This window comes from Oceanispirochaeta sp. M1 (assembly GCF_003346715.1).
GTDB lineage: Bacteria > Spirochaetota > Spirochaetia > DSM-2461 > DSM-2461 > Oceanispirochaeta.
This window is the reverse complement of sequence record NZ_QQPQ01000017.1, coordinates 94,587-118,982: the sequence shown is the minus strand read 5'-3', so window position 1 is coordinate 118,982 and position 24,396 is coordinate 94,587. Positions and strand designations below refer to the sequence as shown.

19 protein-coding genes are annotated in these 24,396 nt (G+C 45.5%); 13 read left to right on the top strand and 6 right to left on the bottom strand.

Annotated elements, in window-relative coordinates; genetic code table 11:
• The first annotated feature begins 65 nt into the window (after window positions 1-65).
• Genes DV872_RS13825 through DV872_RS13810 form a run of 4 tightly spaced genes read left to right on the top strand, consistent with a single transcriptional unit; the run spans window position 66 to window position 4,689 of the window.
• Window positions 66-1,436, top strand: coding sequence for a monomethylamine:corrinoid methyltransferase (locus DV872_RS13825; protein WP_114630533.1), 1,371 nt, complete (start codon window positions 66-68; stop codon window positions 1,434-1,436).
• Window positions 1,437-1,496: 60 nt separating this feature from the next.
• Window positions 1,497-2,138 carry an ECF transporter S component gene (locus DV872_RS13820; protein WP_114630532.1) on the top strand — a complete coding sequence of 214 codons (642 nt, stop codon included), beginning with the start codon at window positions 1,497-1,499 and terminating at the stop codon, window positions 2,136-2,138.
• A 2-nt stretch (window positions 2,139-2,140) separates the two neighbouring features.
• Window positions 2,141-3,895 carry an ABC transporter ATP-binding protein gene (locus DV872_RS13815; RefSeq protein ID WP_114630531.1) on the top strand — a complete coding sequence of 585 codons (1,755 nt, stop codon included), beginning with the start codon at window positions 2,141-2,143 and terminating at the stop codon, window positions 3,893-3,895.
• Window positions 3,895-4,689 (top strand): energy-coupling factor transporter transmembrane protein EcfT, encoded by a 795-nt coding sequence (locus DV872_RS13810; protein WP_114630530.1) that lies wholly within the window; start codon window positions 3,895-3,897, stop codon window positions 4,687-4,689. Before DV872_RS13815 ends, DV872_RS13810 begins: the two co-directional genes overlap by 1 nt.
• Window positions 4,690-4,703: 14 nt before the next feature.
• On the opposite strand, the gene DV872_RS13805 is transcribed toward DV872_RS13810, so the two are convergent.
• Complete coding sequence (locus tag DV872_RS13805) at window positions 4,704-5,498, bottom strand: inositol monophosphatase family protein (RefSeq protein WP_114630529.1); 795 nt, start codon at window positions 5,496-5,498, stop codon at window positions 4,704-4,706.
• Window positions 5,499-5,536: 38 nt separating this feature from the next.
• Window positions 5,537-7,474 carry a methyl-accepting chemotaxis protein gene (locus DV872_RS26835; RefSeq protein ID WP_114630528.1) on the bottom strand — a complete coding sequence of 646 codons (1,938 nt, stop codon included), beginning with the start codon at window positions 7,472-7,474 and terminating at the stop codon, window positions 5,537-5,539.
• A gap of 96 nt (window positions 7,475-7,570) precedes the next feature.
• On the opposite strand from DV872_RS26835, the gene DV872_RS13795 reads away from it, so the two are divergent.
• The 3 genes from DV872_RS13795 to DV872_RS13785 all read left to right on the top strand — a co-directional run bounded on the left by DV872_RS13795 (window position 7,571) and on the right by DV872_RS13785 (window position 10,676).
• Window positions 7,571-8,383 carry a TrmB family transcriptional regulator gene (locus tag DV872_RS13795; protein ID WP_114630527.1) on the top strand — a complete coding sequence of 271 codons (813 nt, stop codon included), beginning with the start codon at window positions 7,571-7,573 and terminating at the stop codon, window positions 8,381-8,383.
• Window positions 8,383-9,234 carry a branched-chain-amino-acid transaminase gene (gene ilvE / locus DV872_RS13790; RefSeq protein ID WP_114630526.1) on the top strand — a complete coding sequence of 284 codons (852 nt, stop codon included), beginning with the start codon at window positions 8,383-8,385 and terminating at the stop codon, window positions 9,232-9,234. Before DV872_RS13795 ends, ilvE begins: the two co-directional genes overlap by 1 nt.
• A 191-nt stretch (window positions 9,235-9,425) precedes the next feature.
• Entirely contained in the window at window positions 9,426-10,676 is a 1,251-nt protein-coding gene (locus tag DV872_RS13785) for an MFS transporter (RefSeq protein WP_114630525.1), read from the top strand.
• 7 nt (window positions 10,677-10,683) lie between these two features.
• Here the strand turns inward: DV872_RS13785 and DV872_RS13780 are convergent, their stop codons facing one another.
• On the bottom strand, window positions 10,684-12,915 hold the full coding sequence (locus DV872_RS13780) for a methyl-accepting chemotaxis protein (RefSeq protein ID WP_114630524.1): 2,232 nt from the start codon (window positions 12,913-12,915) through the stop codon (window positions 10,684-10,686).
• Between the two features lie 201 nt (window positions 12,916-13,116).
• On the opposite strand from DV872_RS13780, the gene DV872_RS13775 reads away from it, so the two are divergent.
• The 4 genes from DV872_RS13775 to DV872_RS13760 all read left to right on the top strand — a co-directional run bounded on the left by DV872_RS13775 (window position 13,117) and on the right by DV872_RS13760 (window position 18,380).
• The gene (locus tag DV872_RS13775) at window positions 13,117-13,983 is read left to right on the top strand and encodes an aminotransferase class IV (RefSeq protein WP_114630523.1); all 867 of its coding nucleotides are present in this window, start codon (window positions 13,117-13,119) and stop codon (window positions 13,981-13,983) included.
• Window positions 13,984-14,082: 99 nt separating this feature from the next.
• Window positions 14,083-15,786 carry a sulfatase gene (locus tag DV872_RS13770; RefSeq protein WP_114630522.1) on the top strand — a complete coding sequence of 568 codons (1,704 nt, stop codon included), beginning with the start codon at window positions 14,083-14,085 and terminating at the stop codon, window positions 15,784-15,786.
• 63 nt (window positions 15,787-15,849) lie between these two features.
• Window positions 15,850-16,419, top strand: coding sequence for an HDIG domain-containing metalloprotein (locus DV872_RS13765; protein WP_199563475.1), 570 nt, complete (start codon window positions 15,850-15,852; stop codon window positions 16,417-16,419).
• Entirely contained in the window at window positions 16,416-18,380 is a 1,965-nt protein-coding gene (locus DV872_RS13760) for a GNAT family N-acetyltransferase (RefSeq protein ID WP_114630520.1), read from the top strand. Before DV872_RS13765 ends, DV872_RS13760 begins: the two co-directional genes overlap by 4 nt.
• Before the next feature lie 188 nt (window positions 18,381-18,568).
• Here DV872_RS13760 and DV872_RS13755 read toward each other — a convergent pair whose 3' ends face one another.
• Genes DV872_RS13755 through DV872_RS13745 form a run of 3 tightly spaced genes read right to left on the bottom strand, consistent with a single transcriptional unit; the run spans window position 18,569 to window position 20,537 of the window.
• On the bottom strand, window positions 18,569-19,090 hold the full coding sequence (locus tag DV872_RS13755) for a permease (protein WP_114630519.1): 522 nt from the start codon (window positions 19,088-19,090) through the stop codon (window positions 18,569-18,571).
• Window positions 19,091-19,579, bottom strand: coding sequence for a permease (locus DV872_RS13750; protein ID WP_114630518.1), 489 nt, complete (start codon window positions 19,577-19,579; stop codon window positions 19,091-19,093).
• 25 nt (window positions 19,580-19,604) lie between these two features.
• Window positions 19,605-20,537 carry an aldo/keto reductase family oxidoreductase gene (locus tag DV872_RS13745; RefSeq protein WP_230391554.1) on the bottom strand — a complete coding sequence of 311 codons (933 nt, stop codon included), beginning with the start codon at window positions 20,535-20,537 and terminating at the stop codon, window positions 19,605-19,607.
• A gap of 241 nt (window positions 20,538-20,778) precedes the next feature.
• Between DV872_RS13745 and DV872_RS13740 the strand changes: the two genes are divergently transcribed.
• Window positions 20,779-22,974, top strand: a complete 2,196-nt coding sequence (locus tag DV872_RS13740; protein WP_158546973.1) for a HEAT repeat domain-containing protein — start codon at window positions 20,779-20,781, stop codon at window positions 22,972-22,974.
• Entirely contained in the window at window positions 22,971-24,371 is a 1,401-nt protein-coding gene (locus tag DV872_RS13735) for an ATP-binding protein (RefSeq protein WP_114630516.1), read from the top strand. Before DV872_RS13740 ends, DV872_RS13735 begins: the two co-directional genes overlap by 4 nt.
• Window positions 24,372-24,396 lie beyond the last annotated feature (25 nt).

Sequence of the window (24,396 nt, the reverse complement as noted above, 5' to 3'; positions counted from 1 at the left end):
CTGAATGCAGATGATCATTTTATAAATACAGTTCCGCAGCAAATACTTTTTGTGAGGAAAAAGAAATGATACACAACTATCTGGATATTACAGAACGGGCCCGCACAGGTGCTCCCCTTTCCAAAGAGGACTGGGACTTCAGAATTATCGAAAAAGTACAGGCTCTCGTAGATAAATACGAACTGACCTGGGATAAACAAAAAATCACCGACAATAATCCCGATCTGGCTGACAGAATATTTAAAGCGGGTAAAGAATTGATTCTTGATACGGGGGTTTATGCCCTGAGTCGCGGAAGAATTATTGAACTGAGTGAAGAAGAGATTGAAGAGGGGATTCACAAGATGAACCGCCCTCTTGTTATGGGAGAGGGAAAAGATTCATGCACCCTGTTTCCCAGAGATATTCAGGATACCGAACCGCCGACGATCTGGGCGGGAAATCCGGGTGTCCCCACTCCTGAAAAGATATTTAAAGCCTCTGTAAAAAGCTGGGCACAGGAACCTCTGGTGGATCTGATCACCTGCGGTTCCCTTGTGGATGTGGACGGAGTCAATGTTGAATCCGGAGAAGTCAGTGAACTGATTGCCTCCAGAAGAGAACTCTCCTACCTCAGACAGGTGAGAGAAGAGGTAGGCCGTCCCGGAATGGGGATGCTGGCTGCCGAGAGCAGTGTAACTGAGATTGGAGATCTGGCGGCAACCCACCCCGACCTGCTTCGCCCCTGCGACTCCCACCTGGTTGCCATGTTCAATGAGCTGATGATTGATCAGGGAAATATGATCCGCGCTGCAAACTCCCAGTTCTACGGAATGGCCAACGCCTCTCTGGCAACAGTCATGGTCGGAGGACTGGCTGGAGATGCTCCCGGAGCGGCAGTTGTACAGGTAGCCTCCTTCCTGGCGGCCAATATTGTCTGTCTGGCTGACTATCACCTCTGTCACCCCATACATATCCGTTATGTGGCCACCTCGGCTCCGGGGTGTATGTGGCTTCAGAGCATCGTCTGTCAGGCCTTTGCCAGAAATGCTCCTGCGGTAATTGTCTGCGATGTTTACCCCAAGAGCGGTGCTCTGACAAAGGAACTTCTCTATGAAGTGGCAGCCAACTCTCTGGCTATAACCTTAAGCGGCGGTCACCTTGAAGGTGTAGGCTCTGCCGACGGCAGCAGACCCAATGGAACAGGTCTGGAAGTACGCCTTATGGCCGAAGTAGCCCATGCGGCTGTCCGTCAGGAGATGACAATGGAAGAGGGGAACAAGATAATTCTCTCACTCCTGAAAAAATATGAGCATGTTCTGGAGATGGAAGGCGGAAATCCCGGTCAGTCCATTGAAGAAGCCTATGACCTGGTTACAGTTAAACCTGTTCCACAGTGGACGGCACTCTATGAAGAGGTAAAAGCAGAACTCCGGGAAGCCGGAATCAATTTTTAATAAAACCATGTATTCAACCGGAGTCCTGTACTCCGGAATAAACACTGCTGGGAGAAAGTAATGGTAGTTTATACGATTTTTAATGTGGCGGTTCTTGTTGTGCTGGGGCTTATTGCCCGTTTTACAGACAAGAACAAGGTGGAAAAGGAAGTAGGTGGATATTCTACACAGAATCTGGTGATCGTAGCAGTACTGGCAGCAATTGCCGGTGTTATCAACACAGGTGTCGGTAACCTCTGGTACCTTGCCAACACCTCCCTTGGTCCCCTGGGTGGTGCTCTGATTCAGGGTATGTTTATGTGGGCCTATATACTGGCTGTTTTTATTGTCCGCAAGCCCGGTGTTGCCCTGATTTTCGGTCTGATCGAAGCCTCTACAGAGGTTCTCCTGGGTAATGCAGCTGGAATCGGAACTCTGGGATGGGGAATCTCACAGGGTCTGGCTATTGAAGCCATCCTTATGTTTGCCTCCTACTCCCGTTTCGGTCTGATTACAGCAATCATGGCTGGTATTGCATCTTCTCAGTTCGGTACAATCTGGAGCTCCATTTTCTACGGCTGGGATCCTGCCTACTCAAAAGATGTATGGCTTGCCGTACCTGTAAACATGATCTCCGGAGCTGTTTTCAGCGGTGTTCTGGGTTATGCACTAGCCAACAGACTCGCTAAAACCGGACTTCTCCGCTCCTCAAGGAAAAAATAAACATGAATGAATCTGCTGTATTCCAGGATGTATCCTACAGATATATTGAAGAGGATGATCCTGTTCTTAAAAATCTCAACTTTTCACTTCAAAAAGGGAGCTTCAATATTCTCGTCGGTCCCGGAGGAAGTGGAAAGTCGACTCTCTGTGACCTGTTCAACGGCCGGACACCCCATCTGATGGGTGGAAAGCTTGATGGAAAAGTCCTGATAGAGGGGAAATCTACAGTAGATTCTGAAATGAAAGACCTGGCCTGCAAGGTGGGCTATGTCTTTCAGGACCCTGAATCCATGTTTGCCACACTTTCGGTGGAGGATGAAATTGCCTTTGGACCGGAAAATCTTCTCTTTGAAAAAGAGAGAATTCAAAAAAGTGTGGATGAACTCCTGGATATCACAGGAATCGAAGAGTACCGGCATAACCTGGTATGGAACCTTTCAGGGGGGCAGATCCAGAAACTGGGTCTTGCCTCCGTACTGGCCATGGAACCCAGAATCATAATTCTGGATGAACCCACCGCCAACCTCGATCCTACTGCAACACGTCAGGTTCATGAACTGATTCTGAAGCTGAAAAATGAAGGAATCACAATTCTTCTGGTAACCCGGGAGCTGGATGATTTTGTCTCTGAAGCGGACCAGATACTGGTTTTGCATGATGGAAATCTGATTGCTCAGGGAGAACCCTACAGCCTGCTCCTCGAAAGGGGGCAGGAAATTGAATCTCTGGGAGTATGGCTCCCCGAGACTGTAGAAATTGGTCTGGGACTTATCAAGGCAGGACACAGTATTCCCCGGATACCTATTACAATAGATGAGATACTGGAAGAACTGTTCCGCCTGAAGCTTGTAAAAGAAGGTACAGAACTGAGTGCACCTGAAAGAACGTATCTCAGCGAAAACGGTGAAATCCTGATACAGGGTGAAGATATAAAATACAGTTATGGAAATGATCTGTATGCTCTTAAAGGCATCTCTCTTGAGATCAGAAAAGGTGAAATGCTTGCTATCGTAGGCAGGAACGGTGCTGGAAAAAGTACTCTGGCCAAACTCCTGATCGGACTTAACAAATGCCGGGAGGGAAAGCTTGTACTCTTCGGGAAAAAGTCGGTCAAATGGAAGGTTCCCGATCTTGCCAACCATATATCACTTGTTTTTCAAAATCCGGAACATCAGTTCCTTACAGACACTGTAGCCGATGAAATTGATTACAGCCTCCAGTCACAGGGAATATTTGACTCGGAGAAACTCAAAGAAGAGAGAGACAAAATTCTTAATCTTCTGGAACTCCATAAGGTTCAGGAGGCCCACCCGTTCTCCCTGTCTGCGGGAAACAAACGGCGTCTTGGTGTAGCCACCATGCTGGTGGGAGACCCCAAGGTCCTCATAGTTGATGAACCCACATACGGACAGGACAGAGAGATGACTCAGACTCTGATGAATATCATGTGCGATATTCAGAAAAGAGGCGTTTCAGTGGTCATGATCAGCCACGATATGAGACTGGTTGAAGAGTATGCGGACAGAGTGGCTGTATTCAGTGAAGGACTCAAACATTTTGACGGCATTCCTACAGAACTATTTAAGACACCCGAGATTCTTGATAAGGCAAACCTGCAGCAGACCCTTCTGAACCAGATTTTAAGAAAACTGGAAGATCGCGGAGTAATAGTGAATGGACACATTCCCGGAACCTCAGCATTTCTTCGGCTTCTGGATAACTGCGGGAACAACCAGAATAGTAAGGAGCAGTCCTGATGTCACAGAACAATTTTCTCAGCTATAAAAACAGAGGCTCCCTGCTCAACCGAACCTACCCCTTTGTCAAATTGATATGGGTTTTCATGGTCGCCCTAGGGCTGTTTCTCTTTAAGACACCAATCTCCGGAGGAATCATGTTCCTCCTTGTTCTCACAATGACTCTCAGTGCGGGAAAAATCAGTATTTTTGAAATTCTCCGCAGCGGAGTTATCGTATTCGGATTGGGATTTCTACTGATGCTCTTCCACTTCTTCATAGATCCGGGTGAAACAGTCTACTCCCTGGGATTCCTGACTATCACTGATTACGGCCTGATTCAGGGACCCGTATTCTTTTTCAGACTGTCTGTTATCGTATTATCCAGTTTCGTATTGATCTGGACCACAGACACAAGAGACCTGATGACATCTCTTGTAAAGGTCGGCATGCCCTACCGTTATGCATTCACCGTTTTCCTGGCCCTGAGATTTCTGCCCCTTATTCAGAAAGAGGTGGAAGCTGTTCAATCCGCCCACTCTATTCGAGGAAGAACAACAGGCTCAGGTCTGGGTCACCGATTCAAACTGTGGCAGCGATACGTTTTCACCATCCTGATAAACGGACTTCGCAAGGCGGAGGTAACAGCGGACGCTCTTGAATGCAGAGGCTTCGGTTATGACAGTAAAAGAACCTATCTGAAGGATGTTCATTTCAAGGCACGGGACCTTATCCTCCCCATACTTACCGGAATGATCCTGACTGCTCTGATCTATATGGAACACAGCAGCTGGAGAGGAATGCTGGGAGTCTGACAACGGGCGGAGAGTTATCCTTTCACAAATGGTCTGATAACATCCATGCTCTGGTCGTGAATCAGGCCGTTAGTGGCAAGGACTTCGGTGGGCAGTCCGTCAATTCCACCACTGTAGTCGGTCACCAGGCCGCCGGCCTCCTGGACCAGGAGAATTCCCGCGGCGACATCATAAATTTCTATATGTTTTTCCCAGTATCCATCATACTGACCACAGGCCACAAAACAGAGATCCAGAGCTGCAGAACCACCCCGGCGGAAATCACGGATATTCACCATCATCTCAGAAAAAAGAGGAAGATTGGTCTCCTTCATACCCGCTCTGATACAGGGAAACCCTGAAGCAAATACGGAATCTCCGATTTTACCAGTATCTGAGACATGGATGGGATTCCCGTTCAGGAAGGCTCCCCCGCCTCTGACAGCCGTAAAAAGATCATTCAGGGCCGGCGCAAAGACTGCGGCAAGCTCTAAACGTCCTGAGATTTCCAGAGCGATGGAGATCGAATACTGGTACTGGCCATGGAGAAAGGCGATAGTACCGTCAATGGGATCTACAATCCAGCGGCAGTCGTGACTACCGGTCTCCCCCTCTTCTTCTCCCAGAACAGCATGGTCCGGATACTTCTCTGATATTTTCTTACGGAGAAAACTCTCAACAGCCTTATCCGCCTCGGTGACAATATCTCTGTCAGTGGCCTTATGTTCAACCCGGATGGTTTTAAGTCTTTTCCTGTACTCCAGGCTGATATCACCTGCCTCTTTTATTATATCTTTCAAAAAGATCTGAGCTTCGTTTAAATTAATCATGCATCAACTTTAACAGAAAACCGGATTCAGTAATATGCTTATTCAATAAGCTTCAGGTCCTTGGGTTCTGAATTATTTCCAATATTAAAGTAGGACATAAGCTGTTTCATCTCACCCGCCTGTACCGCAAGAGTTTCTGACGTAGCTGCCATCTCTTCTGAAGAAGAGGCATTCTGCTGTATAACCTGATCAAGCTGAGTCAGTGCGATATTGATCTGTTCCACTCCGGAGTTCTGTTCCTGACTGGCTGAACTTATCTCCTCTATAAGGGAGGATGTTTTTTCAATATTCGGAACAAGCTTATCCAGCAGTCCACCGGCCTCTTCGGCAACAGATACCGACGACACAGCAAGGTCTGTGATCTCTCCTGCCGCTTTCTGACTGCTCTCCGCCAGCTTACGCACCTCTGATGCAACTACGGCAAAGCCCTTACCGTGTTCTCCCGCTCTCGCAGCCTCAATGGCTGCATTAAGTGCCAGCATATTAGTCTGCCGGGCAATCTCTTCAATAACATTTATCTTATCGGCAATATCCTTCATGGCAGACACCGCCTGAAATACAGCCTTACCGCTCTTCCGGGCATCTTCAGTAACCTGGGTAGCCAGTTTTTCGGTCAATCCGGCATTCTCTGAATTCTGCTGAATATTGGCAGCCATCTGTTCCATTGAACTTGAGACCTCCTCTGCTGAGGCGGCCTGTTCAGAAGCTCCCTCTGACAGGACCAGGGTGGCGCTGTTCATCTCGACACTGCTGTTTGCCACACTGTCGGAACTCTCCATAATACTGCCAATTATATTATGCAGATTATCTTTCATATTGTTCAGGGAATCAGCCAGATCCCCCAGCTCATCTTTCCTTTTATTATCAAAAACAGCCTGTATGTTACCTTCTGAGATCTCACCGGCAAATGATATGGCTCTTTTCAGAGGGATGGTTATTGTTCTCGATATGAGTGATGCCAGCAGAACCGCCAGAGCAGACATAAAAATTCCGATGATGATGATCACCAGGGACATCCTATTTGTAAGATAATTGATTTCGGCCTCAGGAATACTTACCAGCATAGTCCAGACATTTCCCGATGCACCAAGCTCTATGGGGATTGAATAGTTATACATTCCCCCCTTGATACCCTCTATCTCGGAATGAAAGCTGAAGGACTCTCTTCCTTCGATCCGTCCCTGGACCTCATCAGTGATCCACGAGTATGAACTAACATGCTGTCCCACCATGGATTCATCACTGGTAGCAACAAGAATTCCACCCTCTGAGACCAGTGTAAGAAAACCGTTTTCATAAATATTTACCTTGCTGATCTCTTCATTCAGATAACCTACTTCGAAGTCACTGCCCACAACGCCCGCAAATTGGTTTGAAGAGTTATAAACCGGCATGGCAATTGTCACCACAGTCTGCATTCCGTTGGAATATTCAAACTCATAGACATCGGAAACTGTTACTTTTCCTCTGTCCCTTGCATCTGTATACCAGGTGTTCGATGCAGGATCTTCTGAAAGCTCTGAAGGATAGATCCCAAGTACACCGTTTCCCTCATCATAAATCCAGGTGCTGTAGCCACCGCTCTCTCCATATGTTTCTGATCCTGCAAATTCCGCATCTCGGTTATCAAACATTCCCGGTTCAAAGGTAGCCCAGGTATCATAGATATTGGATGTCCCTGAAGAGACAACAAACCAGTTACTGAGAATTTTCGTGACAAGTTCTCTTGAGTCCTCAGTTGTTCCATCCTGAACAAGGGTCTGAACACCGGATGCCATGGATGTGGTTTCACTGATTACTGTCTGAAAGATTCCCTGAACCTCCGAGGCATAATGAGCCGCATATTCATGGGCAATGACCTGCGAATCCTTGCTGGCTATCTCTGTCGTCCTGTTTCTGGTAAACAAAACGAAGAAGGCAATAATAAATATGATCAAAAAAGAAAAAATTAGAGTTAGTTTAGTACCTATTTTCAAAATGGATCTCCTTAATTACCTGAAATTATAGAATTTTCACCACTGTATATCTAGTTTTATTGACAAAAAGATACATTCTCTTCTATATTAACTACCATGGTAGTTAATATAGTCAATCAACTCAGAGAAACAGGACTCAGTGATTATGAAGCAAGGGCCTATATGGCACTCCTGGAAGAGCACCCTCTCACAGCATATGAGTGTGCTGGAAACGCCGGCATCCCCACATCCAAGATCTATGGTGTAATGAAAAAACTGGAAGAGAAAGAACTGGTTCTGGAACTGACAGAGAAGAATAAAAAACGCTATATACCCCAGGAGCCTGAGGAGTATATTTCCTCCTACCGCTTCAAAATGGAGAAGACTCTCAAGGTGCTGAGCAAGGAATTGAAAAATCCAAGGCCGAAAAAAGAGGTTTCCTATGTCTGGAACCTCAATGAGTACTCCTCGATTATTGAAAGGGCTGAAAAGATGATCAGCCGCTGCCGGACATCACTGCTCATATCTCTGTGGGCCGAAGAATTCAGCACTCTGGCTCCCCTTATCAGAGGGAAAGAAAAGGAAGGGATAAAAACGGCTGTCGTTCACTTCGGGCAAGCTTCGGAAACAAGCAGTCAGATTTTTGAACATCCCATACAGGACACACTTTATGAGGAAAAAGGGGGCCGGGGTTTTACTCTTGTCTGTGATGGAAATGAAGCTCTCTCAGCCACTTTTTCTGATGATTCCAGCGAGGGAGCCTGGAGCCGGGGCAGAGGATTTGTCACCCTGGCGGAAGACTATATCAAACACGATATCTACATTATGAAGATTGTAAAACACTTTGATCACGAACTGGTTGAAAACTATGGTGAGGGCTATATCCTTCTCCGGGATATCTATTCAGACAGAACATTGGGAGAGAAATAATGGAAGTTTATATTGATGGTAAATGGTACGCAAAAGATGAAGCAAAAATATCGGTCTATGATCATGGACTGCTATACGGTGACGGTCTGTTTGAAGGTATCAGAATCTATGGTGGTAAAATCTTCAGACTGAAAGAGCATATAGACAGATTATCTGAAGGGGCCCGGGCCATCCGCCTGGAACTGAACCTGTCCCATGCAGAAATAATGGAGACTGTGGAAGAGGCGGTCCGCCGAAATAAAAGAGAAGAGGGGTATATCCGTCTTCTGGCCACCAGAGGGAAAGGCCCTCTGGGCATCAGCCCTTTCACCTGTCCCCGATCTTCACTGGTAATCATTGTAGAAGATATTCAGCTCTATCCAGAAGAACTCTATGCCAAGGGGATTCCCATCATTACTGCCGCCACAAGACGATTGAGCGGAAGGATCTTTGATCCCAGAATTAAGACCCTGAACTACCTTAACAATATTATGGCGAAGATCGAAGCTGTGGATGCCGGATGCCTTGAAGCTGTCATGCTCAGCGAAGAAGGCTATGTCTGTGAATGTACAGGAGACAATATCTTTATAGTTAAAAACGGGAAGCTCCTGACACCCGCATCCTGGCATGGTCTGCTGGAGGGTATAACCCGTAATTCCATATTGGAGCTGGCCGAAAAACTGAAAATAGAGACTAAAGAGACCACCCTGACCCGTTTTGATCTCTATACTGCAGATGAGTGCTTTCTCACAGGATCAGGGGCCGAATTAATCCCCGTAATCTCTGTGGATAAAAGAGTTGTGGGAGATGAAAAACCGGGACCTGTGACCCTGAGGCTCAAAGAGGTTTTTACCGAGTTGATCTACTCCTGAAATACTGAAATTCCGGGGCATTTTGATTTTTTGGTATTTCATTCAATTTAGAGATTCTCTCTGAAGATCGATTTCATTATACTGATCCGGTCTTCAAGGAGTTTGTTATCAAAACAGAAAAAAACCATTTAATTCCCGGAACCTTCCCTTTTTCACCTAAGAAGGTCCCTTTTTACTACGGCTGGGTTGCCATGGTAGCCGGAGCACTGGGTATTCTATTCAGTATTCCCGGACAGACCATGGGTGTATCAGTCTATACAGACCATCTGATCACCAACTTGAATCTCAGCAGAATTGAGATATCCACTGCCTATATGATCGGGACTCTTAGCAGTTCACTTGTAATGACACGGGCCGGTATATTCTATGACCGCTTCGGAGCGAGAGTGGCGGCGGCAGGTTCAGCCCTCGGACTGGGACTCTGTCTCATATTTCTCTCCCGTTCTGTGAATATCACTTCTTTTATATCTGCCCTTTTACATATTTCCGGAAAAAAGACTGCCTTTGTCTTTATGATTATTGGATTCTTCGGAATAAGATTTTTCGGCCAGGGAGTACTGACTCTGGTCTCCAGAGGAATGGTAATGCGCTGGTTTGAGGCCCATAGAGGTTTTGCCGCCGCCATCATGGGTATATTTACATCCTTCGGATTCTCATATGCGCCCCGGATTCTTCAGAGTCTCATAGAGCTCTCCAGCTGGGACCGTTCCTGGATGTATATGGGAATGACAACAATCATCCTGATCATCCCTTTTATTATCATCGTTTTCAGGGACAGCCCCGAAGACTGCGGCATGGAGATGGAAGAGGGAGTAAAGATTCATACAGGCAGCAAGGCAAAGAAGAACGAAGCTGTTAAGTCTTTGACCCTCCAGGAAGCCCGGAAAGATCCACGATTATGGTGCTATGTAGCAGTTCTCTTTTTCTGGGCCCTCTACAGCACTGCCTTCACATTTCATATAACTTCCATTTTTGCATCCCTGGGTAAAACGACCACTCAGGCAGTGGCAATATTTCTGCCCATTTCTATTATCTCAGTGGGTGCCCGTTTTCTGGGAAGCTGGCTGAGCGATATAATAGATATGAAATACCTGTTTTACACTCTTATTCTCTCCTCTATTACAGGTGCCTATGCCCTGACACTTCCTTATACAACATTTGCAGCAGCTCTTCTTATCGGAGGGTTTGGAGTGGCGGGAGGCCTCTACGGAGTCATGAATTCAGTAACATGGCCGAAACTTTTCGGCCGTGAACATCTGGGAGCCATCTCAGGAATGGCCATGAGCTTTATGGTGGCCGGAAGCGCCATCGGCCCCTGGAGTTTCAGCCTGATGGAAAAAATCTGGGGCCATTACCGCTACACCGGATGGCTTGGAATTATTGCAGCAGCTATTATTGGATTAGCCGGAATCCCCTTCCTTTCCCAAAAGCGGAACAATTAAAATTCACCTATTTTTCAGTCAGAGTAATGAGTCTTGTTATGGCTTTTCCTGTTGACTGTTCCATCTCTCCTGCGGCCTGGAGGGCATCGTGCAGCTGTCCGGTACTCTCCAGCATCTCCTCAACACGTCTATTTACCTTATTACTGAGACCCAGCAGCTGCTGAAGACTGTTCTCCGCCTTTTCGCGACTGTTTTTGATTTCAGAAGATTCCCTGAGAACCTGATCCGACTCTTTCTGTACGGATTCAAGACTCCCTCTTATGACATCTCCCTGGCGGTTCTGCTCATCCAGAACCCCCTTCATCTCATTAAGATTGTCCCTGAAAATTGAAACACTCATCTGTATACTGTGAAAGTTTCCTTCCACTCCCTCGGTGGCACTGACCATACCCCTTATCTCAGACAGGATTTCCTTGAGTTCTTTATCGGACTCGGAAGACTGAGCGGCAGTCTGCTCGGCAAGTTTTCTAATCTCATCAGCAACAACGGCGAAACCCTTTCCTGCATCCCCCGCATGTGCCGCCTCAATGGCCGCATTCATAGCCAGCATATTAGTCTGGCTGGAGATTCCCGAAATAATATCATTGGTTTCAATCAGCTTCTCGGAACGTTTGCTGACTGCCTGCACCAGCTGACTCATACTGTCTACAAGCTCTTCACCCGACTCACTGGATTCTGAAAGGAGGGTAAATGAGTCCTCCATCTTTCCAAAACGGGAGAAGAGTTCTTCTGTTTCTTCAAGAAGTGTTGAAATGGTGGTGGCCGCCTGCTCGGTCTGCTCAGATTGCCTGTTAACACCCTGAACCAGAGAGGAGAGAAATGTATTTAGCAGACTGCTGACCTCGGCATTCTCTTTAAGGCCTTCATTCTGACTGCTGATTTCCAGATCTACCGAGTTTATATGTCCCGTAATATCCGCAACAGCCTGCCGAGAACTATCCATACTGCTGCTGAGAGCCTGACCGGATTCTGAAAGATGCCCTCCTGCTGAACGAATTTCCTGAAAAAGATCCTGAAGCTGCCTGGTGGAGACTTCGAGTTCCCGACTGAGAATATCGCTTCTGTTTTTATCTGCCGTAAACTGTCTTGCCAGCAGAAAAGCCATACAGAGAAGAAAGCCCATCATTCCATAACTGAGTATCGAGCTTGTCTGCAGAACAAGCATTGCATTGAGTGTATCGTTGATAAAGGCAAGCATCAGGAGCAGAATACCCACAAGAGCATAAACCCCGCTGTTCCGCTTCCTGACAACAACAATCACTCCGATATATACGATGTAACAATTCTGCAGCAGCATCACAATCTGCTGAACAGTAATCAGCGAAGTGAAGAGTACAGATGGTCCGAACAGGATCAGCAGACTGTACAGGCCCGAGAGTCCCATGGAAGCGTAGAGAGGAAGCTTGTGAACATCCTCTGGAAAAAGCTCCTTCAGCAGCACCAGCATGGCAACTCCGATGGTGGCAAAGGTAAGATATTCAAGCCTGATAATGACCTGCCAGGAGATTGCAGGGATAAGTTCCTGCAGGAAAATTGATTCCGTAACAAAAGCCCTTATGACAGCAATCATGGTAAAAATGAAAAAATAGAGATATGACTTTTCTCTCATAAAAAAATAGAGGACCAGGTAGTAGAGCATCATTGAAAGGGAGACTCCAATAAGGAGCATCTCAAGACCCCGTACCAGGTCCCAGCGGGATTTCATTGATCTGTATTCACCCAGTATGAGCTCTTCCTGGAGTCCTCCCGTAGACTGATGAAAGTTGCTGACCTGTATAGAGATCTGCAGTTCCTTGACTTCAGGTGGAATGGAGTAAAGCTCCCGGTCATAACCGGGAACCGTAGATTCTTTATCAATTCCGGCTATGCCGGTTTCTCCAACTAAATGTGAATTTATATAAATGCGGTGTGCATTGCTGGGCCTGTTAATTTCAAGGGCCAGAGGAGGCTGATTACCGGGAAGATCAACTGTAAGGCTGAATGTGGCATATCCCATGCTGCCGGGAGAATCCTGAGTATCAATATCATATGAATTCCAACTCGAGGGGACCTTTACATAGCTGTCATGATCTCCGGGATTTTCCAGTTGTTTCTGCCATGAGAATTCCCAGTCACCATTCAGTACAGCAAATTCTTTCCAGTCATGGCCGGTCAGATCCATATGGCCCTGTACCGCGTCCTGACTCCAGAGCAGAAAGGAAGTGAAAAACAATAAAATACTAAGGATAATTTTTTTCATGGACAATTATTCATATAAATATCAAACATTGTAAAGTGTTAATCTGTGAAACACCTTCCCGCTGAATCGAAACAGCAATCATCCGCGGGATCATAGAAAAAAACCGGTATAACTGTCATTCTTTTCTACACATTTCAGCATATCTATGTACAATACTGCTGTACGGTTGAAAAGCCGTTAATGAAGAACTGGAGACTATAAATGAGTATTTTTTATATGGACGGAGAATATATAGATTCCGCACAGGCTGTTATATCCGTAAACGATATGGCGGTACTGAGAGGGTATGCAATATTCGACTTCCTGAGAACATATAACAAACGGCCCTTTTATCTGAAAGAGCATATCAGCCGTTTTGCCCATTCAGGTGAATGTGTGGGCCTTGATCTTCCACTGAGTGAACTTGAGATTCATGACATCGTAATGGAGACCCTCTCACGAAATGATTTTGAAGAATCCAATATCAGAATCATGTATACCGGGGGAATCAGTCCGGACTCGGTTGTCCCTCAGGGAAACGGTAAGTTTATCGTTATGGTGACAGAGAGGATGAAGCTCCCTGCCTGGTGGTATACGGAGGGTGTAAAAATCATTACTGCCGAAGTGGAACGCTATATCCCCGAAGCAAAAAGCACAGATTATATGAATGCTGTCATGACACAGCAGCAGGCGAGGAAAGCCGATGCCGTAGAAGCTGTTTATGTAGACAAAAAAGGCAGAGTTCTTGAAGGGACAACAACGAATATCTTCCTCCACCTGGATGGAAGATGGATAACCCCCGACAAAGGAATACTCCCCGGAATCACCCGCTCTGTTATGATCGGATTGATGGAAAAAGAATATGGTGTAGAATTGGGAGAAGTAAGCCGTGAGGATCTGGCCCGGGCAGATGAGATCTTCGTATCTGCAACTAACAAGGAAATTATTCCTGTTATTCAGGTAGATGATATAACAGTCGGAAATGGAAGAGCCGGAGATCAGACGAAGAAAGTAATGACCCTTTTCAGAGAATACACAACAGCCTATGGTCTGCAGCTCAACACTGTCGAAAAAAACACTTCAACCTGAAAATATCCCTGCCTTAATTGAGTGAAAAGACTCCCCTGAATCTCATTGCTGTATTATAGTATCAATAACAGTACATCCACTTCAGGGGAGATTGATTCAATGGACGGATCTCAGGAAACAGATACACTCACGACCCTACCTTACGACCGGACAGATTCGGAAACAGAAAAACCAAATATACTGATACTGATGACAGATCAGCAGCGGCATGACAGCATCAGCGCCGGGGGTGCAGATTTTATGCATACCCCCCAGCTGGACAGACTGGCGGCCTCCGGCCGTCTCTATTCCAATGCCTTCACACCGATCCCCGATGGAATGCCCGCCAGACATAATCTTCTTACAGGACTGACAGGAAAGACTCACGGTTATACAGAAAACAATAGAACCTTCGGAATGCCCGGCTGGATCTATACCTATCCACAGCTCCTTTCAGATCATGGATATGAAACTATCTCAATAGGGAAGAATCAGTTTGTTCCCCCACGGCGCCACCGCGGTTATGACAGGATACATCTGATGGAGCCTCATCCCGAATTCAGGGAGGAAGATGATTACGCCGTCTACCTTAAAAAACAGGGATACGGGCATATTCTCAATCTCCACGGCTGTGAAAATCTCCTCTATCATATTCCTCAGAATTCACTCCTCCCGGAAGAGCATCAGGGAGACAGCTGGATAGCCGACAGGGCTCTTGATTTTCTTGAAACAAACAGGGGCCGTCATCCATGGATGATGAAGCTGAGCTGGCTCTCCCCCCACCCCCCTCAGACTCCAGCCAGGCGCTTTACTGATCTCTATTCAGAAAAAGAACTGCCTGCCACCCTGAAATCCACAACGCCCCTCAGTCATGCGGCAGACAGAAATGCAGGCATGTTCAGAAATATACCTTCCGCCTGGTTCAGACGCTACAGAGAACTCTATTACAGTTCAATCTCCCAGGTGGATTACAATATCGGAAGAGTTCTGGACTGCCTGGAAGACACTGACCAGAGGCGAAATACCCTGATCATATTTCTAAGTGACCATGGCGATATGCTGGGTGATCATGACTGCATGGAAAAAGGGCTGCCCTATGACAGCTGTACAAGAATCCCTCTGATTCTCAGTTATCCGGAAAAAATCGATCCCGGAGAAAAAAACTCAGACTTCGCCGATCTTAATGATATTTTTCCCACAATAATGGATGCTACAGGAATAAAGATTTCCTACACCACTTCCCGTCTGCCGGGAGAAAGCCTCATCAAAGATAAAAAATCCATGAAGAAAGATCGTTCAATCCAATATGTGGAATACGGTTCCGGAAGCAGACGCTGGATTTCACTGAGAACGAATAACTACAAATTTAATTACTACTACAGAGAAGGAAGGGAAGAACTCTTCAATCTGAAAGACGATCCGGCGGAAAGCCGCAACCTTCTCTTCGGTTCACAGGATGAGACAGTCAAAAAGGTGAGAGAAAATCTCAGATCACGCCTTCTGGAACAGGAAAGACTCTGGGGCCCTGATGGTTGTCTTAATGAGGATAATTTTATCTCTCTGGAAGAGAGTGCTGAACTGCCTGCCCTGACAGGGCGCTATCCTGTTTTTCAGAATAAGATAAAAGATCCAAGAGAACAAAATAGAATGAACGGCTTTGTGGATGAGGTTCTCCAATGTGTAGAAAAAGAGAGCATCGTGGAACTGGAACAGCTGGATCTGGAAAAATGGCAGAAAGAGGGTGGACTCAGTGACAAACAGATCAGGGATCTTCTTGTTAAAGAAAAGACCCTTAAGCCTACACCGAAAAAAACGCCGGAGTGATGTTACTCACTCTGGCAGGGTATAGAACCCTTCGGTCTGAGCTAATAAATGCAGGAGCAATACATGACACAGAACAGAGACGATGCACTGACACTTTTTAAGGAATTTAATAAATCAGAAAGCCTTTATACCCATGCCCTGTCAGTTGAAGCAGTGATGCGCTACGCAGCCGGACAGAGAGGATTCGATCCTGAATTCTGGGGAATCGTCGGCCTCATGCATGATATCGATTATGAGATGTATCCCGAAGAACACTGCATTAAGGCAGATGAAATACTGAAGGAGAGAGGATGGCCCGAAGAGCTGATCCATGCAGTGGTCTCCCATGGTTGGGGAATCTGCAGTGATGTGGAACCCGAACATGAAATGGAGAAAGTCCTTTTTGCCTGTGATGAACTTACAGGACTGATTACCGCAACCGTACTTGTCCGCCCCTCAAAAAGCATCATGGACCTGGGCGTGAAATCTGTTAAGAAAAAATGGAAGGCCAAAGGTTTTTCCGCCGGTGTAGACAGAAGCACAATCGAAAAGGGTGCGGGTATGCTGGGGATGGAAAACGGAGACCTGATTGCCATGACCATCGAAGGAATGAAAACAGCAGCACAGGAAATAGGCCTGGCAGGCACAGAGTGAAACGGAATCCCAAGATTCAGCCCCTGACAGAAACAATAGAAGATCAGGTAGCCCGTAATCCGCTGCTCAATATCGATACATTTATAATCCCCTCCCCCTACATAAGAGACCCCGATATAGAAAAGGACCGGGAATACAGCTGTGTCTGGGTGGATGAAGGTGAAATACTGGGTTATATGCTGGTCTATACGGATCGCTATAAACGCAATTTTCATATCTATAAACTGGTCACTAGTCCTTTTGGGAGAGGCCGGGGGATAGGAACCGCCTTTATTGAGTACCTTGCCTCAAAAATACCTGGAAACGGAAGAGTCTATCTCTATATCTGGGAAAAACAGGGAGACACAATCGAGTTTTTTCAGAACAAGGGATTTCATCATGGTGAACCCATGGTCTACAGAAATCTTGTGTACTGCCACCTTCTGGCCGACAAACACGATATTCTGATAATCGAAAGAAAGGAGAATAAAAATGCTCCCTCTGCTTCAGAAGAGATAGGAAAAACCAGGCATGATGCCCGTAAAACCCTGCGGCTTATGTCCAATATGGTAGATATGCTTGCCATGGATAATGCGGACAGAATCATTGAGGATATCAACCGGGAATCCACGACTATGAGCAATATGCTCAACTCCTTCAGGGACAGCCTCCTCATATCCCATACGGTAAATCTTCAGGATGTGATTCTTGAGAGGATCATTCCCTATATCGAAGCCTCCACTACCCCCTGCGATCTGCACCTTGAACTTAAAACAAGAGAGGCTCTTGTTCCGGGTTCCTTTGTTAATATAGGCCGGGCACTGATCAATATGGCATCCAATTCCCTTGATGCCATAACTGATACAGGCAGAAATGGAGTTCTCAGAATAACCCTGCTGAAAGAAGAAGATTATGTTCTTCTTGAACTTGAAGATAATGGTACGGGAATTCCTGAGGAGAAACTGATAAAAGACAGTGAAGGACTGCCGGCCTTTGTGGGTAGAACAACAAAGGGTAATAAAACCGGTGAGGGTCTGGGAACCCGACAGATCTATGCGACCTTCGGTACCGAGAATATCAAAGTAATCAGCCGTCCGGGAGCAGGAACTATCTGGCAGATAAGACTTAAAATAATCTCCGGAAAACTGGATAAATGGCATATACAGATGGAGCGGAGACTCAATGAATTTAAAGTACTCTGGGAAAAACCAGATGTACATGAAGGGGCAAGCAGGAATGCGGTTATCGCTTCAATATGGCAGCTTCGTAAAATGGAAATATTCCTTTTCGATCTGATTCTGAAGTTCAGCAAATTTCATAATATAAGAGTAATTTTCAGGACAGTACTTTCCTATGTGGAAGGAGCTCTAAGCTGGGAAAAACTGAATGAAGAGGTTTCAACCTACCGCTGTGAAGATGACCGCATGAAACTCTGGCTTCTGGAAATTACTCAGGAAATCAAATCCAGGAAAGAGAAACTGCTGGAAGCCAGGAAAGAGAACGATTTTCTGGGAGCCATGTTCAAGAGTTACGGACAGGCCTTAAAAAATATTATAATTTTCACATTAGATCCTGAGACAGGGAATTTCCGGGCTACAGACAGAAAACTTGCGGAGCATCTCGATTTTGCTCCTTATCTGGGAAAGGATAAGGAGCAGCTTGTAAGAGGTGAGTTTATCGGGGATATGAATATTGACAGCAAACCAATCATACTGGGTGTCTGGACTGTACGGTCTGATGAAGATCTGATGAATAAACTGCAGCTGATTCGCTCAGCGGCTAAAAGACTGCTGGAGATGGGTATCCACCCAACCAAGAAGTTATCCTTTTACCAGACTACCTATATCAGGCATACAGAAGATATCGACAGTAATGCCTCCTGTACTTTTCAGGAGCTATCAGAATGCAGTGATGAAGATTTGAAAAGATTTACCCGTCCGGCGGATGATGAGTTTCAGAACTTTTTTGCAGCGGCGGACTGATCGGCGGACTGATCGGCGCTGTGTCTGAAAAATCTGAAAAACCAAATGGGCAAAAAAAGCCCCCGGGAAAAGGAGGAAACCCGGGGGCGAGCAAATGAAAAAAATCTACAAAATTCTTAGGAGAATTACTGTTGTTCTACACCCATAAAACCAAAGCTTTAATAAGTGGTTACAAAAAAAATATTTTTTTATTCACCTTTAATTTCATACCCTCGTCTCTGCAATATACGACCCAGAATAATTGAACTGATAATGATCAGAGGTAGAGATACCGCATAGCGGATAATTGTAAACTTTACACCCATATATGAGCTTTCAAATATAGTCATTGCCACCCTGGCAACAGAGGATGCTGCTATATAGGTGAATATTACTGTAAGACGGGCACCTTTTCTATGAAGAGCGGCTGCCATCGGCAGACAGACAATCATGGGACCCATGGTTGTACTTCCAAGAAGAACAGCCCAGAAAAAGCTCTTACCGCCCCCCCCTTCACCCAGGTGTCTCTCAATAGTCTTCCTCTCTACCCAGATATCAAATAAGGCAATTAGAATAAAGGCAAAGGGAAGAATCTTAACCATTGTCAAAAGGTTCATTGCAAAAATTTTCCCTATTGCACCGGGAGCAGCTGAATCAATAAAAAACAAAGCGATCACTAGGATAAGAGAAAGTACAATTATGGCAGGCATAATAATTTTCTTTTTATTCATCTAAAAGATCTCCCCATATAGAATCCCTGTTACCAGAGCTACAATAATTGCGATAATAAATGATATGATATTTCTTAACACCGCGACTCTCATACCAAGATACTGACGTTCAACCGGCAGAGTTACAATTCCCACCATCATCAATGAAGAGGTAAAAGCCGCAATAATCATATAAGGAACAGAGCTGTCTCTCAGGACTCCCCCCAGAGGGAATGCGACGAACCCCGGAATAAGGGCTATCGAACCGACAATGGAGGCCGTTATCATGGCCAGCCAGCGGTTATCTCCTCCAAGATACTTTGAAATGACTTCAGGAGGTAGAAAATACAGGGTAATGGAAATGAGTATAACCATCAGCATTATCATGGGTGCAATCTTCAAAAGGCGTTTTCCAGCCAGTTTCAGAGCTTTCTTTGTTCTTTCCCTGCTTTTGTACAATGAGAACAGCAGAAGAACTGCTGTGAGACTTGATAGAATAATAAATTCCATTGATCTTCCTTATTTTATAGAATTATCAGGGTAGGACATTTCCGGCGGCTCTATAGAGAGCATACCACTCTTCCCTGCTGAGTTTAAAAGAGGCTGCCTTTGCCATTTCTTTGATTCTAGTGATTTTTGTTGTACCGATCACAGTTTGTATACCCGACGGGTGGCGGAGTATCCATGCCAGAGCTACTGCTGAATTACTGACTGAATACTTTTCAGCCAAGCGGTCAATTTCCTTATTCAGCTCCGGGAATTTCTCATTATTCAGAAATACGCCTTCAAAGAAACCGTACTGAAAAGGAGACCAGGCCTGAATTGTAATATCATGAAGCCTGCAGAAATCAAGGATTCCACCATCATGATCCAGAGAAGCATCAAGCTTCATATTCACATTGAGCCCGCAATCGATCATACCGCTGCGCATCAGGCTCAGCTGCAGCTGATTGAAGGCAAGCTTCTGATTCACAGACTTCTGGAGAAGCTGAATCTGCATGGGATTCTGATTACTCACGCCAAAGTGTTTCACCTTACCGCTCTTTTGAAGGCGGTCAAAAGCCGATGCGACTTCATCGGGTTCCATCAGAGTGTCGGGACGATGAAGAAGAAGTATATCCAGGTATTCGCTATTCAGCCTTTTCAGTATTTCATCTACAGAATTCAGAATATGACTCTCCGAAAAATCAAAAAAGCCGTCACGGATACCGCACTTGGACTGAAGAATAATATCTTCTCTCTTAAATGAGCTCAGTTTCAGAGCCTTTGCAAATACCTCTTCCGACTTGCCTCCACCGTAGATATCGGCATGATCAAAAAAATTGATACCCTCTTCCATTGAGCAGGTTATCAACTCCAGTACCACTTCAGGTTTCATTTCCGATATCCGCATACATCCGAGGGCGATGGAGGGTATTCTCAGGCCTTCAATTGCCGTATTTATGCTGGTCATATTTTTTTCTTTCATTTGATCAAATATATAAGAAAGATCATATATAATCCATCAAAAAATTCCCGGGAAAGGAGAACCCCGGGAATTATTAAAACAGAATGAAGATCCAGGAATCACACATAAACCCTAGACCTTTAATAATTAAACATCAGTCATCGAATCAGGTTACTTTTTGTAAGTTTTTTACTTTACCTGTCAGTAGGAAAGTTCTATGCTTTCGGAGAGACATCATTCGGGAGTCTACGGAATAAAGGTCATGATAAAAAAAACAAGATATCTGTCCCAGAAAGAGAGAGAAACCGCAAGAAAATATTTCTTCCGTTTCGTCTCCTTCAACGGGATAAGTTTCAGCTTCCTTGGCAATACGACTGTATACCTTCTGGCCATTCTCTACGGTGCCAGCAACCTGCAGCTCGGCTATATTTCAGCTGCAACATATATAACAGGGGGAATGCTGATTTTCTATCCCCGTCTTTTTCAAGGAAAATCCAATAAAAATGTAGGCTATATCGCCTGGCTGCTCAGGGGACTTGTCTGCCTGGGTTACCTGCTTCTCCCCATGCTCAGCGGAGCCTCAGCTGTCTGGGTCATCCTTATAACATACACACTCTTCTGTATAACCCGTACAATCGGGGTTGCCATACAGCAGTCAATCCGGAAGATGATCTCCACAAGCCGTACCAGGGGCGAAGTGATCATGACATCCTCCACCCGTTTCAACACCATTGCCATGATCTCCCGCTTTTTCAGCTATATGCTGACCTCCTTCAACTATCTTTCGGAACTGACCGGGATACTTACCCTTCAGTTCATAGGTATTATTGCCAATACTTTTGCCAGTATCAATCTCAGAAAAATGCCCAACAGGGAGATTGTGGACTATCAGCCCGGACAGAATATGGTACGTATTCTCAAAGATACTTTTAAAAAAAAGAGAGAACGGACAATACTGCTTCTCCGGTGGAGCGCCATCTGTATTGAAATTATGGGAGCCATGACCATACCTTTCCTGCGTCAATATGCAGGATTCTCAGCCTCCCAGATCTTTATGTACACCCTGATTATCACAGTGGCATCCATCGTTGCGGCTCTGATAATCCGCCCCTTTGCCGACAGAATGGGAAGCAGACCCTTTATTCTTCCCGCAGGAATCACCGCCGGTCTCCTCTATCTGACCTGGATGACCATCTCTCCGGACCGCAGCCCCGAGTTCTTCTTTATACTCGGATTCCTGACAGTGTTTGTACAGAATATACTGTCTCTGCTTACGGCCAGACTCTTTGTTCAGTCCATCCCCGAAGAAGGATCAGTCTCCTATACATCCATGGATATAGTAGTAACCTCCTTCCTGGCCCTTTTGCTGGGAATTGCAGCCGGAGGGCTGGCAGACCTGTCATCCGCGGGATTCAATCTTCCTATTCTCAATGTATATGGCCTGACCTTCACCCTGGCTTTAATTATCTGTATTTTTATCACCGTAGTCGCCTCAGGTTTTTATGAAAAAGGCAGTGCAACCATGAAGAAGACATGGACCATGCTTCTTTCTATCGAACATATGCGTACTTTCCGGGATATCAGCATGCTGAGCAGTGGTAAAAGCAACCATAAACGGAAGACCCTGATCCTCTCTCTGGCCTACACAGGTTCTTCTCTGGCCAATGAAGAGATGAGACAGATGTTCCTTAATCCTGTGAGTTCAGAAAAATCAGATATAATGAAAACTCTTTTTGAAAGAAAGAGGCCGGAGCTCATACCTGATCTGATCAGAGAGGCTATGGAAAAACACTCTCTCTACAGACATGAGGCCATATTTGCCCTGGGAGCCTACCCCTCTCCGGAAGTGGAAGAGGCCCTGATCCATCTCTTTGATGACGAAGACAGCCTGACTGCCTCAAATGCCGCAAAATCTCTGGGCCGTATAGGTCATACAGCAAGCCTGGAGAAGATCTACGACCGTTATATAAAGGGTAAGAGAGGAAACATAACAAGAGACCTGAATTATGTGATAGCCCTCCATAACATGGCTCCCGAGGGAAAATGGCTGGAGAGTCTTTTCTCAGCAGAGATAAGTGCTCTGGGAAAATGTTATGAGCAGAGTCTCTATACCCTGTTCAGCCGACAGAAAGATATGAATCCGCCCCTGGGCTGGATCTATCAGATGAACAATATGGAATATGGTGAAGGGATTCATATACTCCTTGACGAAACAAGGGAAATGGAGATCTTTTTTCAGGCTCAATCACATCTCTATTCATCCTATAATTCAAAAGATTATGCAGCAATCTGGAGCTGGTGTCAGAAATCTCTCAATAATGTAGAAAATCTCAGCAAGGCGGCAACGCCGATTGTCAGATCCATTCTTCAATTTGATCCCCATAGTGGAAATCCCAGCAATTCTATCGCAGTATTATATTATACCTATCAGATACTTTCGGAAGGGGGAGCTCTTTGATCAGCCCGGGACAGATGAAGTCTTTGTTTATGGATATGAATGAAGCTTTAATCATTACAGATAAATCAGGCCTTATAATGAATGTGAATCATGTGGCTGAAAAAATAATCGGAATGTCCGAGAGTGATCTGCAGAGAAGACACATCAATGCCCTGCTGACCCCAAGACAGAAAGAGATCAAAAGTGAAGAGATATCCAGAGACAGAAAAACAGGACTGATAATGTGGCTCCTGAATATCCGGAAGAATCAACCTGTTACGGGGATTGAAAACAGCGGTGCATCCACGTTCCTGGCTGCCATGACACATGAAATCAGAACACCTATGAATGGAATTATAGGGATGACCGATCTGGCTCTTGAAGAAGAGATGAGTCCCTTCCTGAAGGAATACCTTGATGTAATCAGGCTCTCTGCAGATTCACTGATGCGGGTTATAAATGACATCCTGGATTATTCAAAAATTGAATCCGGAAAGCTTATCATAGAGAGTATCCCGATTCCCTTCCCGATTTTTCTAAATAATATTGCAAAGCTCTTCAGCCCTCAGGCTGAATCCAAGGGGCTGGAATTCCGCTATAGTATGGGAGAAAATATTCCGGATATAATTATGGGTGACCCCGTCAGGATCAGACAGATCATACAAAATTTACTCAACAATGCCCTGAAATTCACATCCTCCGGTTATATCGAATTTTCCAGCTATCTAGACATGGAAAAATCCCGTATCTATTTCTGTATCTCAGATACTGGAATCGGAATTCCCCCTGAGAAACAACATCTCCTGTTCCGCTCGTTTACTCAAATTGATGCATCCACAACGAGAAAATACGGAGGGACCGGTCTTGGCCTGGCAATCTGTGCCTATCTCACCAGCAGTATGGGAGGACAGATTGATGTTAACAGTAAAGATTCCAAAGGCAGTACATTCCGCTTCTTCCTTCCCCTTGTACTTCCGGAAGAGAAAAAGGAAGAAAAAGGTCCCTCCAGGGTAGAAAGAAAAGAACAGCACCTGAGTTCTGAAGGTCCTCTGATTCTTCTTCTGGAAGATAACAGAGTAAACCAGCTCCTGGCCGTAAGAACCATGGAAAAAGCCGGTTACAGAGTTGTTACTGCAGAGAATGGGTTTGAAGGTCTGGACCGATACAAGGAGCAAAAGCCGGATATGATTCTCATGGATATACAGATGCCCGGCAAAGACGGTTATGAAACGGCTGCAGATATACGTGAACTTGAGAAGGATAAGAAAAAAAAGACTCCCATCATAGCCCTCACCGCCCTGGCTCTGGATGCTGATAAAGAAAAAATCAGAAAAGCGGGAATGAATGATTTTTTAGGAAAACCTGTCAGTCCTATTGACCTTAAAGAGATGCTCCTTAAATATTGTAGAGAAAAGTAAATTATTCCGTGTAGGAGAAGAATCA